12 protein-coding genes are annotated in these 14,146 nt (G+C 57.8%); all 12 read right to left on the reverse strand.

Going from position 1 to position 14,146, the window contains the following annotated elements; all coding sequences use genetic code 11:
• Positions 1-104: 104 nt before the first annotated feature.
• Positions 105-2,114 (reverse strand): ATP-dependent zinc metalloprotease FtsH, encoded by a 2,010-nt coding sequence (gene ftsH, locus QEN43_RS16265; RefSeq protein WP_051331461.1) that lies wholly within the window; start codon positions 2,112-2,114, stop codon positions 105-107.
• Between the two features lie 220 nt (positions 2,115-2,334).
• The gene (locus QEN43_RS16270; RefSeq protein WP_051331462.1) at positions 2,335-3,699 is read right to left on the reverse strand and encodes a TolC family outer membrane protein; all 1,365 of its coding nucleotides are present in this window, start codon (positions 3,697-3,699) and stop codon (positions 2,335-2,337) included.
• Positions 3,696-7,214: a DNA polymerase III subunit alpha gene (gene dnaE / locus QEN43_RS16275; protein ID WP_026609392.1), complete on the reverse strand. Its 3,519-nt coding sequence runs from the start codon at positions 7,212-7,214 to the stop codon at positions 3,696-3,698. The genes QEN43_RS16270 and dnaE overlap by 4 nt, the downstream gene beginning before the upstream one ends.
• A gap of 161 nt (positions 7,215-7,375) precedes the next feature.
• Positions 7,376-7,702 carry a HepT-like ribonuclease domain-containing protein gene (locus QEN43_RS16280; protein ID WP_051331463.1) on the reverse strand — a complete coding sequence of 109 codons (327 nt, stop codon included), beginning with the start codon at positions 7,700-7,702 and terminating at the stop codon, positions 7,376-7,378.
• Positions 7,703-7,788: 86 nt separating this feature from the next.
• Positions 7,789-8,031, reverse strand: a complete 243-nt coding sequence (locus QEN43_RS16285; RefSeq protein WP_235726523.1) for a nucleotidyltransferase family protein — start codon at positions 8,029-8,031, stop codon at positions 7,789-7,791.
• Positions 8,032-8,145: 114 nt separating this feature from the next.
• On the reverse strand, positions 8,146-9,048 hold the full coding sequence (rfbD, locus tag QEN43_RS16290; RefSeq protein WP_026609394.1) for a dTDP-4-dehydrorhamnose reductase: 903 nt from the start codon (positions 9,046-9,048) through the stop codon (positions 8,146-8,148).
• The gene (gene rfbC / locus QEN43_RS16295; protein WP_026609395.1) at positions 9,045-9,602 is read right to left on the reverse strand and encodes a dTDP-4-dehydrorhamnose 3,5-epimerase; all 558 of its coding nucleotides are present in this window, start codon (positions 9,600-9,602) and stop codon (positions 9,045-9,047) included. The genes rfbD and rfbC overlap by 4 nt, the downstream gene beginning before the upstream one ends.
• On the reverse strand, positions 9,599-10,489 hold the full coding sequence (rfbA, locus tag QEN43_RS16300; protein ID WP_036267901.1) for a glucose-1-phosphate thymidylyltransferase RfbA: 891 nt from the start codon (positions 10,487-10,489) through the stop codon (positions 9,599-9,601). Before rfbA ends, rfbC begins: the two co-directional genes overlap by 4 nt.
• Before the next feature lie 69 nt (positions 10,490-10,558).
• Positions 10,559-11,629, reverse strand: a complete 1,071-nt coding sequence (gene rfbB / locus QEN43_RS16305; protein WP_036267903.1) for a dTDP-glucose 4,6-dehydratase — start codon at positions 11,627-11,629, stop codon at positions 10,559-10,561.
• Entirely contained in the window at positions 11,626-12,435 is an 810-nt protein-coding gene (locus QEN43_RS16310) for an ABC transporter permease (protein ID WP_317963404.1), read from the reverse strand. Before QEN43_RS16310 ends, rfbB begins: the two co-directional genes overlap by 4 nt.
• Complete coding sequence (locus tag QEN43_RS16315; protein ID WP_026609399.1) at positions 12,432-13,175, reverse strand: ABC transporter ATP-binding protein; 744 nt, start codon at positions 13,173-13,175, stop codon at positions 12,432-12,434. The genes QEN43_RS16310 and QEN43_RS16315 overlap by 4 nt, the downstream gene beginning before the upstream one ends.
• On the reverse strand, positions 13,172-14,137 hold the full coding sequence (locus QEN43_RS16320; protein ID WP_026609400.1) for a PQQ-dependent catabolism-associated beta-propeller protein: 966 nt from the start codon (positions 14,135-14,137) through the stop codon (positions 13,172-13,174). Before QEN43_RS16320 ends, QEN43_RS16315 begins: the two co-directional genes overlap by 4 nt.
• Positions 14,138-14,146 lie beyond the last annotated feature (9 nt).

Here is a 14,146-nt window from a genome sequence, read left to right on the forward strand (position 1 = left end):
TTCTCTGGGGGTAGCTTGGGCTAAGGAAGCCGAGAAACATCGGTTTCCCTGCAAGCCGCTCCCAGAAAAAGCGGTTCACGCATAAGTCCTGACTGGTTTCGACATCACTGGAGCGTGGGTTCGGCGGTACCGTGTGATGGTGCCTCGGCGCGCGGTTCCATTCTGTGGATGATTTCCTTGATTTCCTCGCCGCTGACGACTTCCCGGTCTTGCAAAATGCGGGCGATTTCATCCAGTGTTGCACGCCGTTCGGTAAGAATCTCCCGGGCTCTCCGATGTCCTTCCTCGATTATTTCTCTTACCTCGGCGTCGATCAGCCGCGCGGTTTCCTCGCTGAAATTCCGTTCCTCGGGCCCTTCGTAGTTTAGGTACGTCAGCTGCTGCCGCTTGCCGTAGGTGAGGGGGCCGAGTTTCTTGCTCATGCCCAGTTGGCAGACCATCGCGCGTGCGATTTCGCTGGCTTTCTCCAAGTCATTGTGCGTGCCGCTCGATATCGTGCCGAAAACCAGTTCTTCGGCGGCGCGTCCTCCGAGCAGGATGGCAATCTTGTCGCGAAGTTCGTCCTCGGTGGCAAGGAATTTTTCCTCGATGGGCAATTGCAGGGTAAAACCCAGGGCGGCTGCGCCGCGAGGAATGATGGAGACCTTGTGCACGGGCTCTCCGGTCGGAACGATTTCGGCCACTAAGGCATGGCCGGATTCGTGGTAAGCCACTCGGCGCTTCTCCTGCTCGCTGAGGGTACGGCTTTTCTTCTCGGGACCGGCGATGACACGATCTATGGCCGCTTCGAAATGCCTCATGCCGACCGCATCTTGATTTTCGCGCACCGCGATGATGGCAGCTTCGTTGCAGATGTTGGCGAGATCCGCGCCGACCAGTCCAGGCGTACGCTGGGCCACTACCCGAAGATTCACGTCCGGTCCCAGTTTGATGTTGCGGGTGTGAAGCTGGAGTATAGCCACCCGATCTTCGAGCCCGGGTTTGTCGACCACGATCTGCCGGTCGAATCGGCCCGCCCGTAGCAAGGCTCGGTCCAAGATTTCCGGACGATTGGTGGCCGCCATGACCACGACTCCGATCGAAGGATCGAAGCCGTCCATTTCGGTGAGCAGTTGATTCAAGGTCTGCTCGCGTTCGTCATGACCGCCCATGACCACCGGGCCTCCGCGTGCCCGTCCGATGGCGTCCAATTCGTCGATGAAGATCATGCAGGGTGCTTTTTGTCGCGCTTGTTCGAACAGATCGCGCACCCTTGCCGCACCTACGCCGACGAACATCTCGATGAACTCGGAACCGCTGATGTTAAAGAACGGTACGCCGGCTTCGCCGGCCACGGCTCGTGCCAACAAGGTCTTTCCCGTACCGGGTGCGCCGACCAGAAGGACCCCTTTCGGCATGCGCCCGCCCAGCCGCTGTATACGGGCCGGGTTGCGCAAGAATTCGATCGTTTCTTTGAGTTCCTGCTTCGCTTCTTCGGCTCCGGCCACATCCTGAAACGTGACCTTGACCGACGATTCCGCATGAATGCGAACCCGGCTGCGGCCGAAGTTGAGAAGCCCGCGGCCGCCGGTCATGCGGCGCGCCATCCAAGTCCATAGCGCGAACAGGATGCCGATGGGCAGCAGCCAATTGAAGATGAAGTTGCTCAACCAGTTGTCGGTGTAGCGAACGGTATATCTGACGCCTTTTTCTTCCAGGGTTTGAGCCAAATCCTGGTTCCATAAAGGCACGGTGACGAAGCGACGCCGTTCTTCACCGGGAGCTTTGGGTTTCAGGTAGCCGGTGATGACCTGGTCCATCACTACCACGTCCTCGACCTGCTGTTCCTGTACGTATTTCAGAAACTCGCTGTAGGGAATTTCATCCTGGCGGATTTCTTGATAGCCCTGCCAGAAGTAAAGAGTGGCCAAGATCAGAAGGAGGTAAAGCCATAGGTTGAGGCGCCGCCTGCGTGCGGCCTGCTCATCGTTCTCACCGCCCGCGCGCGGGTTGACTTCAACGCCACGTTTTCCGGTAGAACCGAGATCTTGCAGAGTGTCCGCGAGCTTCTTCCAGAATTCCTTAACGGTTTTACCCAAGGAATCCAACAAAGAATTTTGTGAGTTCTTATTCATAGCGTTCTCCCAATGGGATAGCCGACGGTAACAGTTTCGAACCCGATGGTCACGATTGGTTCCGCCGCTGGCGGAACGCGTACGAGGCTTCCTTTTCGAGCCGATCCCAGCAGGTCTCAAAACTATTCGACAGGACTTTCCTGAGCTAAGTCAAAAGCCTCAGACGAGTCCATTGAAGCGACCAGGGTGAACAGCCTACGGAGATAGGCTCCCGGTCCTGTCAAGCCCCGGGGTCGTCCGGAGCTACGACGGTCTTGCGAGCATGCGGCTTTAGCCACTCATTGACGATCGCGAAATCGGCCGGATTTAACGTGCCGGCAGCCTGTTTGAGCGTCAAGCTGTTGAGGATGTAATCGTAGCGCGCCCTCGCGTAATCGCGCTTGGTCCGAAACAGATTACGCTGTTCGGTGAGAACGTCGACCATCGTTCGCGTGCCGACCTCCAAGCCCGCCTCGGTTGCTTCCAAGGCGCTTTGCGACGATACGATGGCCGCCTCGAGGGCTTTGACCTGACTGATAGTTGACAGGATACCACGGTAGGCATCTTTTACTTGACGTTGGATGGAACGCCGAACGCCGTCCAAGTTTTCTTGGGCGGCCTCGTATTCGTGGCGGGCTTGACGAACCCGCGAATTGACGCCTCCGCCCGCGAACATCGGCACATTGACCTGCATCCCGATAATTTGATACTCAGTGGGTATGCCCTGCGGTCGATTGGTGTCGGTGAACCCGGCCGAGCCAACCAAATCCATGGACGGAAGATGGCCGGCGAACTGGAGGTCGATACCCTTTTTCGCGACCAGGCTACGGTTTTCGGCCGCGATGATGCTGGGGTTGGTCTGCTGAGCCAACTCGGCCCAACTCTCGATGTTTTCCGGGTCCGGACCTTTCAGCGGGATTTCCTCCGCGAGTTTTGCCAGGTCGAAGTCGAATTCGCCGATGATTTCGCGCAGCGCTTCACGGGCATTGTCCACTTGATTCTCGGCCTGTATCACATTGGCGTGGGCCTGATCGTACCCGGCTTGGGCTTCGTGCACATCGGTTATGGCGATCAGGCCGACCTCGAACCGAGCCTTAGCCTCTTCGAGTTGGTGCTCGATGGCGCGCTGTTCGGCCCGCGCGAACTCAAGGCTGTCTTGGGCGAACAGCACATCGAAATAGGCGCGTGCGGTGCGCAGCATCAGGTTTTGTTGTTCGGCGGCGTAATTGGCCTCGGCCTCGGCGATTTGGTTGTCCGCCTGGCTGAGTTGCACCCAGTAATCGTGGTGATAAATCGGTTGTGTCAAATTGATACTGGCCGCGCTGTTCCAGAAGCCGAGATTCCTGCCGCCTGCGATGAAAGCCAGTATAGAGTCTTCGAACTTTGACAGCACCGAGTTGCGGTTGAGCTCTCCGGTAATCGACAAAGTCGGCAACAGGCGGGCAACGCTTTGAGGCTTGGCTTCCAGCACGGCGTTGCGGGTAGCTTCCGCTTCGCGCAGCCTGGGATCGCGTTGCAGCGCGAGTTCCAAGGTTTGTAACAGATCCTGGGCGTTCGCGACTGCGCTCGCCAGCAAGGACACAGCAAGCAAGAGGCTTTTTTTCATTGGTAGTGCAGTTTCACCTTGTCCGCTCCAACACGCTTTTGCAGGCGCGCGATCAATTCGTCGCCAGGATGCACGCGCCAGCTTTCGCCGAGCTGGATCGTCGTCTGTGCGGCCTTTCCCCGATATTCGATGTAAATCGGACAGGAACCCCCGCGGAACGGCGTGAGTAGATCGACCAGCTCGTTTACCCATTGGTCGCTCGGGCGATCGGTGCTCGTCCCGGCGGATGGCCATTGAATAAAAAGATGTTTGGCAAAGTGCGCGCGCGCCTCCGCCATGGTAAACAGATTTTCGGCCGTGAGACGAAGCTGGCCTGCATAGTCGTCGAAGCTCAAATTGCCCTCGACGACGAGCAGGGTGTCCTTCACCAAATGTTCGCGGTATTTTTCCAAGACTTCCGAGAACACCGCGACTTCCAGCCTTCCCGTCCGATCGTCCAGAGTGGCGAAAGCCATGCGCTTGCCGTTCTTGTTCTGCCGCGTGCGAAGCTCCACGACCAGCCCTGCGACCACCACGCGCATTTCCCGCCGTCCCGTTGCCCCCCGCTCGTTGTCGAGCGACAACTTCCCGAGACGCGCGGTAACGAAGTGCTGGATCTCGGATTCGTAAGGGCCTATAGGATGGCCGGTGAGATAAAGCCCCAGTGTCATTTTTTCATACGCCAGTCGCTCATCTTCCGGCCAAGGTTCGACGACCATCTCTGCACGCGGCGTATCATTGGTTACTGCCAAGCCTCCGAGCCCGAATAGATCATCCTGTCCAGTCGCGGCCATGGCGCCGTGCTGTTCGGCGGCCTTGATCGCATCCGACAGCTCCGCCATATGGCGTGCGCGATTCGGATCGATGGAATCCAGCGTGCCGGAACGGATCAGGGCTTCGATGACCCGTCGATTAACCTTGCGCAGATCGACCCGACGGCAGAAGTCGTACAGATCCACAAACGGGCCGCCCTTTTGTCGCTCTTCAAGAATGTCGCGGATCGCTGTTTCGCCGACGCCCTTGATCGCGCCGAGACCGTACAGGATCGTGCGGTCGTCGAGCACCGCAAACCGGTATTCGGAGCGATTGATATCGGGCGGCTGAACCGTCAACTTCATTTCCCGGCACTCTTCGATCAGCACAACGACCTTGTCGGTGTTGTCCATGTCCGAGGATAGCACCGCCGCCATGAATGCAGCCGGGAAATGGGCTTTGAGCCAGGCGGTCTGGTAGGACACCAGGGCATAGGCTGCCGAATGCGACTTGTTGAAGCCGTAGCCGGCGAATTTCTCCATGAGGTCGAAGATGTAGCCGGCGATGCTCTCGTCGACACCCTTCTGGATTGCGCCGGACACAAAGATCTCCCGTTGTTTGGCCATTTCCTCGGGCTTCTTCTTGCCCATGGCGCGGCGCAGAAGGTCGGCACCGCCGAGGGTGTAGCCGGCCATGTCGCGGGCGATTTGCATCACCTGTTCCTGGTAGACGATGACGCCGTTGGTGGGTTTCAGGATGGGCTCGAGAATGGGATGCGGGTATTCCGCCTTGGTGCGGCCGTGCTTGACATTGATATAGTCGTCGACCATGCCCGATTGCAGCGGTCCCGGACGGAATAGCGCCACCAGGGCGATGATGTCCTCGAAGCAATCCGGCTGTAGGCGCCGGATCAGGTCTTTCATGCCGCGTGATTCGAGCTGGAAGACGGCGGTGGTTTGGCAGTTTTTCAGCAGCCTGTAGGTATCGGGGTCGTCAAGGGGGATTTGAGCGATATCGATGGGCGGCTCGCCTTTCTCGGCCCGTTGTTTGTTGATGGATTTCACGGCCCAGTCGATGATGGTCAAGGTTCTAAGTCCCAAGAAGTCGAACTTGACCAGGCCGACGGCTTCGACGTCGTCTTTGTCGAACTGGGTCACCAGGTTTTCGCCACCCGGCTCGCAGTACAGCGGGGAAAAATCGATCAGCCGGGAAGGCGCGATGACGACGCCGCCAGCGTGCTTACCGGCGTTCCGCGCGAGGCCTTCGAGCGATTTGGCGAGGTCGATGAGCGTTCGGACCTCCTCGTCGCTCTCGTACAACTTTCTGAGGTCTTCGCTGTCGTTGAGAGCCTTGTCCAAGGTGATCCCCAGTTCGAACGGGATCAGCTTGGCGATCTTGTCCACGAAACTGTAGGAATGGCCCAAGACCCGGCCTACGTCGCGCACCACCGCCTTGGCCGCCATGCTGCCGTAGGTGATGATCTGGGACACGCGGTCGCGTCCGTATTTACGCGCCACGTAGTCGATGACCTCGTCTCGGCGCTCCATGCAGAAATCGACGTCGAAGTCGGGCATGGACACGCGTTCGGGGTTCAAGAAGCGCTCGAATAATAGATCGAACTCGATCGGATCGAGATCGGTGATTTTGAGTGCGTAAGCCACCAGCGAACCCGCGCCGGACCCGCGTCCGGGCCCCACTGGAATGTCGTTTTTCTTGGCCCATTGGATGAAATCGGCCACGATCAGGAAATAGCCGGGGAAATCCATTTGGTTGATCACCGAAATTTCCATTTCCAGCCGTTCCTCGTAGCGCTTGCGCCGTTCTTCCAACGTTCCTTTTCCGGCGGGTGGGCGCACGGCGAGACGCTCCTTCAACCCTTTGCGTGATTGCTCTGCGAAGAACTCCGCCGTCGTCATGCCCTCGGGCACTGGGAATTGGGGCAGAAAGTTCTTGCCCAAGGTGAGCTCAAGACTGCAGCGCTTGGCAATTTCCACCGTGTTTTCCAGGGCTTCCGGAATATCGGCGAACAACTGTTCCATTTCCTCTGGACTCTTGAGGTACTGTTGTTCGCTGTAGTCTCGCGGGCGGCGCGGATCGTCCAATACCCGACCCTGATGAATGCATACCCGGGCCTCGTGCGCTTCGAATTCCGAGGGGCTGATGAAACGCACGTCGTTGGTGGCGACCACCGGCGCATCGAACTCGATCGCGAGGTTCAAGGCGCCTTCGATGTATTCCTCTTCGTTCGGTCGTCCGGTGCGTTGTAGTTCCAAATAAAAGCGTTGGTCGAAAACTTCGAGCCAATGTTCTAGTAGGCGCTTGGCTTCACCGGTGTTGCCTGCCAGCAAAGCCTGACCGATATCGCCCCGGCGTCCCCCGGATAATGCCAAGAGCCCTTCGTTCTTTTCTTCCAGCCACTCTGGCATCAACTGTGGCACACCCTGATGCTGGTTCTCTTGATAGCTGCGGGAAATCAGTTCTGTCAGGGTGCGGTAACCCACGGCATTCTGCACGTACAACGTGAACGCGTATGGCGAAGCCGGATCCACGTGGTTGTAAAGCAACACGTCGGCTCCGGCGACGGGTTTCACACCTTCGGCCAAGGCGGCTTTGTAGAACTTGACCAAGGCAAACAGATTGGACTGGTCTGTCACCGCTACCGCCGGCATGCCGAGTTCCGCCGTTCGCTTGACCAGGGCCTTCACGTCGATCAGGCCGTCAACTAGGGAATACTCGGTGTGGACGCGGAGGTGAATGAAACGGGGATCGAGAGCTTCTGTCATGAAGGGTGGTTAGCTTCCGGGTTGTTGTTCGACTCTGTCGATACAGTCTTGCAATGTACGTTGTTGGTGTTGTCCTTGAAAAAAGTCAAAAAAGGCACTTAACCTTAACCGACAGGCACGACAGCCGTGGGCGACATGTCTATGCGGTCGTCGCGCGTGGCTTAGTCTCTCAGCAGATCGTCGTCCGGTTGATCCGCTAACGATTTGGCGGCGGCCAGGATCTTAGGCACGTGGTTGACCGCTACGTCCCAAATAATGTTGGCGTCCAAGGCAAAATGATGGTGAGCGATGATACCCTTCAGCCGCGGCGCTTTTGGCCAGTCGATTTCGGGGATCGCCGCCCGGACTGCCTCCGGCAGATGCTTGACGGCCTCTCCGATCACCTGCAGGTTGAACAAGACCGCATCGAACCGGGTTTCATCGGCGGTGAATTCATCGAAGGTCCGGTCCTTTACGACTCGGCCGATTTTCTCTGCCGCTGCGATCAAATCGTCGAGGTAAAGCAGCCATCACGCGACATGGATTAAATCCTTCTCCACCCAGCGGCGCGCTCTAGGCTTGAAACCGCTGCTGGTTACGAGATCCACCTTTTTCCGAACAGCTGTTCGAGATAGGACAGTAAGCCCATGTAGCCGTCGAAAGTGGGCGCAGTCTCGAAATCGACCAACACATCTACGTCACTGTCCTCTCGCGCTTCGTCTCGCGCGGTCGAACCGAACAAGGCCAGATGTTTGACGCCGAATCGACGCTGCATGTCCTCGCGATGCTCGCGCAACAGAGATAATGCCTGTTCCCGCTTCATAGGGCGGCAAACCATGGCAAACCCTCCTGTGTGATTCGGTATAGCAGCGTATTTTCTCACGCAATCCGTTGCGATCAGTATCGTCTCATGCCGTTATCGCTGCGCCATCTTGGAACCCGGGAAATGCGATCAGTGTCTGAATTCTTCCAGGCAGAAGCGGAGCGCCTGGTCCCAGTCGGGCAAGGCTAGGCCGAACCGGTCGAAGAGCTTTTCGTTGGAAAGCACGGAATAGTTCGGGCGCCGCGCCGGCGTCGGGTAATCGGAACTCGGGATCGGTTCCAGTCTCGCGGCGGATTCCGGCAACAAGCCTAGTCGTAAGGCTTGGTCCCGGATTCGGCAGGCGAAGCCGAACCAGCTGGTCTGTCCGGCACAGCTCAGATGATAAGTCCCTTGCCGATCGCCCGGCTCGAATCGCCCATGCGAGGTGGACTCGGCGATCATCAAGGCCGTGGCTTCGGCGATGAGCCGGCTCCAGGTCGGAGCGCCGAGTTGGTCGTCCACGATGCGTACACATTCCCGCTCTCGCATCAGCCTCAGCATCGTGAGTAGAAAATTCTGTCCGCGCCGTCCATAAACCCAGGCGGTGCGGAGAATGAAGTGAGGCACTCCGACATGACGGATGGCTTCTTCGCCGGCCAGCTTGCTTCGGCCGTAGGTGTTTTGCGGCCCAACTGCATCGTCCTCGCGGTAAGGCCTTCGACTATCGCCCGGAAAGACGTAGTCGGTAGAGTAATGGACCAGTCCAGCGCCGATGGCGAGCGCTTCCTCGGCCAGAATACCGGGAGCCACTGCATTGATCCTGAACGCGAGATCGCTTTCCTGCTCCGCTTTATCCACGGCAGTATAGGCGGCCGCGTTGACGATCAGACCGGGTCGGGTTTGGCGTATCGTTTCTCGAATGGAGTTGGAATCGGCCAGATCCAGGACGGGCGTCGACCGCCGACCCAGCGCTACCGTTTCGCCCAAGCAGGCGAGCGTCCGGCGCAGCTCCCAGGCCACTTGCCCATCGCATCCGATCAGGAGAATCTTCATGCTTGGAAGGTGGGGAGCGCGTCGCGGGGAAAGTCCTTCAAAAAACGGGCGGACTGGTCCTTCGCCGACAAGACGGGGGTTTCGATCGGCCAAGTGATGCCGAGATCCGGATCGTCCCAGCGCAGGCTGTATTCCGTATCCGGATTGTAGAAATCGGTGCACTTGTAAGAAAAAAGTGCGGTTTCGCTCAGAACGCAGAAACCGTGAGCAAAGCCCTCTGGCACATAAAGCTGAAGGTGATTTTCGCCCGAGAGGTGCACTCCGAACCAACGGCCGAAAGTCGGCGAGCCAACGCGGATGTCCACCGCCACATCGAAGACCTCGCCTTGTAGGACCTGCACGAGCTTGCCCTGGGGATTCGGGTTTTGAAAGTGCAAGCCACGCAGAATGCCCTTGCGAGATAAAGACATGTTGTCCTGGACGAACTCTTGGTCCAGGCCGGCGGCGTGGTAGCGGCGCCGGTTCCACGTTTCCAGAAAGAAGCCGCGGGAGTCCCCGAAAACATCGGGCTCGATCAGCAGCACTCCTGGTAAGGCGGTCGATTCTATTTTCATGTGGGCCGGCCGAGTTGAAGAAGTCTGATCAAATATTCACCGTAACTGCTCTTGTTCAGCTTCATGGCGTGCTTTTCCAGATCGCCGGCGCTGATCCAGCCCTGACTCCAGGCGATTTCCTCGGGGCAGCAGATCTTGAGGCCCTGGCGTTCTTCTATCGTTTGAATGAAATTGGAAGCCTGCAGCAAGGAGTCGTGAGTTCCGGTGTCTAGCCAGGCGATGCCGCGGCCAAGTTTTTCGACCCGAAGCCGTCCTTGCTGCAGATAGAGGTTGTTGATGTCGGTGATTTCGAGTTCGCCCCGTGCCGAAGGCTTCAGGTCGACGGCCATGTCGATCACCTGGTTGTCGTAAAAATAAAGGCCGGTGATGGCGTAGTTGGATTTTGGGTGCTTAGGCTTTTCCACCAGACCGACGACCCGGTCGTTTTCGTCGAACTCCGCGACACCGTAGCGTTCAGGGTCCTTGACCCAGTAACCGAAGACCGTGGCGCCAGTTTGGCGGCCTACAGCGTTTTCCAAATAAGTTTGCAGGCCGTGGCCGTAGAAGATGTTATCGCCCAGAATCAGGCAGCAGCGATCCGTGCCGATAAAATCCCGTCCGATGATGAAGGCTTGGGCGAGTCCTTCGGGTTTTGGTTGAACCGCGTAATGGATCGACATGCCCCACTGCCCACCGTCGCCCAACAGGCTTTGGAACAAGGGCGCGTCCTGCAGCGTGGTAATGATCAGTATGTTGCGGATACCCGCCAGCATCTGGACCGATAGCGGGTAATAGATCATCGGTTTGTCGTAAACCGGCAGCAACTGCTTGCTCACGACATAGGTCAGCGGGTGCAGGCGGGTACCCGAGCCCCCGGCCAGAATAATCCCCTTTAGATTATCGGACACAATAGTATCCCCCCTTATGTGCTGTTCATTCCGAAAGACCGGCTTTGGCCGCCGGCCCATCCGTGGTGCTCAGGAACGTTCGATTCCTAGCCGTTCTCCCCGGTAGCTTCCGTCCATCACACGCTGGCTCCAGGTCTGGTTTTCCAGGTACCACTGCACGGTCTTGCGCAGTCCGGTTTCAAAGGTTTCGTGCGGTTCCCATCCCAGTTCCCGGCGGATTTTGCTGGCATCGATCGCATAGCGAAAATCGTGTCCGGGGCGATCCGCGACAAACGTAATGAGTTTGCGGTGTGGGCGGAACTTCGAGTTCGGCAGTAATTCGTCCAGCAGGCTGCAAATGGTCTCGACGACTTCCAGGTTGGTTTTTTCGTTGTTGCCGCCGATATTGTAGACTTCGCCAGGCTTGCCTTCTTCGATGACGCGCTCAAGTGCCCGGCAATGGTCCTCGACGTAAAGCCAGTCGCGCACATTGGCGCCGGTTCCGTAAACCGGAAGGGGTTTGCCGTTGATGGCGTTATGGATCATCAAGGGAATCAGCTTTTCCGGGAATTGGTACGGCCCGTAATTGTTGGAGCAATTTGTAGTCAGGGTCGGCATTCCGTAGGTGTGGAAATAGGCCCTGACCAAGTGGTCGGATGAGGCTTTGGACGCCGAGTAGGGCGAATTCGGACGATAAGGGCTTTCCTCGGTGAAGTATCCCTCGGAGCCCAGCGTTCCGTAGACCTCGTCGGTGGAGACGTGGAGGAAACGAAACGCTTTGTGCGCCTCGGGAGAGAGCGAGCGCCAATAGCGGCGAGCTGCCTCGAGTAGTTGGAACGTACCGAGTATGTTGGTCTGGATGAAAGGCTCCGGCGAGTCGATGGACCGGTCGACGTGGCTTTCCGCGGCGAAGTTAACGATGACGTCCGGCTGATAGCGTTCCAGTAGGTAATCAACTAGGCTGCGGTCGCCTATGGATCCCAGGATGAACACATGGTTGGGGTTGTCCTTGATGCTGTCGAGCGTATCTAAATTGCCGGCATAGGTCAGGGCGTCCAGGTTGACGACCTGAAGATTCGGGCGGCGCATCTGTCGAAGCACGAAATTCCCGCCAATGAATCCGGCGCCCCCTGTTACCAATATCGTCTTCCGTCTTGTCATGCGGCTGCCCCCCCTTTGCGTTGCATCATGCCTCTTGAGGGATTGTATCCGATGATCGCGACGATCAGGAAAACGATCAGCGCCACCGACGTGTAAACACAGGCGTAAGGATTGAACTGCCCGTAAAGCGCGAAACGGATGAGCTCTACAGCCTGGGAAAAGGGGTTGTAGGAGGCGAGAACATAAAGGAGCTCGCTCGATTCCTGAATTTTCCACAGCGGATAGAGCGCCGTGGACAGGAAAAACATCGGAAAGATTACGAAATTCATGACGCCGGCGAAGTTTTCCAGTTGCTTGATGACGGAGGACAGCAACAGGCCGAGAGCGCCGAGCATCAAACCGGCGAGGATAAGTGCCGGCAACACGGTCAGATAACCTTCCAGAGGAGCCTGGACGTCGTAGAACCAGGCAATGAGCAGAAACGTATAAGCCTGCAAGACTGCAACCAGTACGCCTGCCAGCAGCTTGCCGACCAGCAGATACCAACGGGGCAGGGGGCAAACCAGGAGCGTTTTCATGCTCCCCATCTCGCGGTCGTACACCATGGACAAGGAACTTTGCATGCCGTTGAACAGCAGAATCATCCCGAGCAGTCCGGGTGTGATGTAGACCTCGTACAGGATATACGTTTCATAGGGCGGAATGATGGCGACACCGAGTGTGGAACGGAATCCGGCGGCGAAGATGAACAGCCAGACCAGAGGGCGCACCAAAGCCGAGACGAACCGTTCGCGCTGATGGACGAAGCGCAGCAGCTCCCGCCCCATGATGCCGCGCAGCGCCCGGACGTAGTGCATGAGCCTCATGCGGCCTCCCGTGTCAAGATATGGAAGGCATCACCCACGGTTTCGACGCCGGCGGTTTTCAGTACCTCCGAGACCGAACCTTCTGCCTGGACGGCTCCTCGATGCAACACGATCAGGCGGTCGTCCTCATAGATTTCATCGATAAGATGGGTCGCCCACAGCACCGCGATTCCACTATCCGAACACAAGCGATGCACGTAATCGACGATAGCCTTTCGGCTCGGAACGTCCAAGCCCACTGTGGGCTCGTCCAAAAGCAGCAGCCGTGGGTTGTGCAACAAGGCGCGAGCGATTTCGACCCGGCGCCGGTGGCCGCCGTTGAGCTGGCGAACCTTTTCTTTGCGGCGTTCGTACATGCCTTGCCGTTCCAATTCTTCCCGGATGCGCGCGTCGGCCTGGCGCCGACTTAGACCGTGCAGCGAAGCATGGTAATGAAGATTCTGTAGCACGGAGAGGTCGAGGTCCAGGGTCGGTTGCTGAAATACGACGCCGAGTTGCGCAAGGGCGCGGCTAGGTACTTTTTTGACGTCGTATCCGGCGATTTCGATGCGCCCTTCGCGACTGGCGTAAAGCCGGGTGATCAGGGAAAACAGGGTGGTTTTGCCGGCGCCGTTAGGACCGAGCAAGATGGCGCACTGCCCCGGCGCGACGGCAAAGCTCACTCGGTCTAGAGCCTTCTTTTTGCCGTAGGCGTAGGAAAGCCCGGTCACGCTCAGGGCAGGCGAGGGATTTGAAGTCATGGTTTAACAACGAGTCCCCAAGGGTATTGGCCGACGGCCACCGACTTCAACACCTTTTGCTGTTTGAGGTCGATGATGGATATGTCATTGCTCACGCCGTTGGTGGTATAAAGCCGCGACTGATCGGGCGAAAACTCGAGATTCCACACCCGCTGACCGACCAGGAAATAATCGACGACTTCCAATTTTTGCGCATCGATGACGGCGACCCGGTTCGCCGGTCCTAAGGCGACATAGCCGTAACGCCGGTCTTTGTCGATGCGTATCCCGACCGGCTGGATTTTTTCCTGGGTGACGCCTGGAATCTTGAAGCCGATCTTCTTGATCGGTTGCCGGGTATTGACGTCGAACACGGTCAAGGTGCCGGCGATTTCCGAGGTGACCCAGAGCTGCTGGCTGTCGTCGGTGAACGCGCAGGCACGGGGGCGCGGGTCGACCAGGGTGTTGTCCACGATCTCGAGACGCTGGCGATCTATCCAATGAGCCATGTTGGTGGTTTCGCTGGTGCTGACTACCCATTTTCCATCCGGGCTGACCGCGATCCCTTCCGGCTCGACGCCGACCGGAACGGTTTTGATCGCCTTTTTGCTAGCGATATCGATTACGGTCACTTCGTTGTCATCTTCGTTCGAGACATACAAGAATCGGCCTTCAGGGTCCATCGCGAAAGTTTCCGGGTCATCCCCGGAAGGCAGTTTGCCGACAACTTTCAGGCTTTCCGCGTCGATGACCTGAATGGTATTGTCGTCGCTCGCCGCCACGTACACGTGCCGTTGATCTTTGCTCAGCACGATACCGCGCGGCCGTTTGCCGATCTTGGCGGTTTTCACGAGTTTTCCTTGCTCGGCATCGACCACGGCTAGGGCGTTGTCTTTCTCCAAGGTGACGTAAATGGTTTCGCCGAGGGCAGAGCCCGAGACCATTCCTCCCAGCAGAAGCGCCGACATCAGTAGTTTTTTCATCAAGTCTGT

The sequence above is a fragment of the Methylocaldum szegediense genome (assembly GCF_949769195.1).
In the GTDB taxonomy this organism is placed as follows: Bacteria; Pseudomonadota; Gammaproteobacteria; order Methylococcales; family Methylococcaceae; genus Methylocaldum; species Methylocaldum szegediense.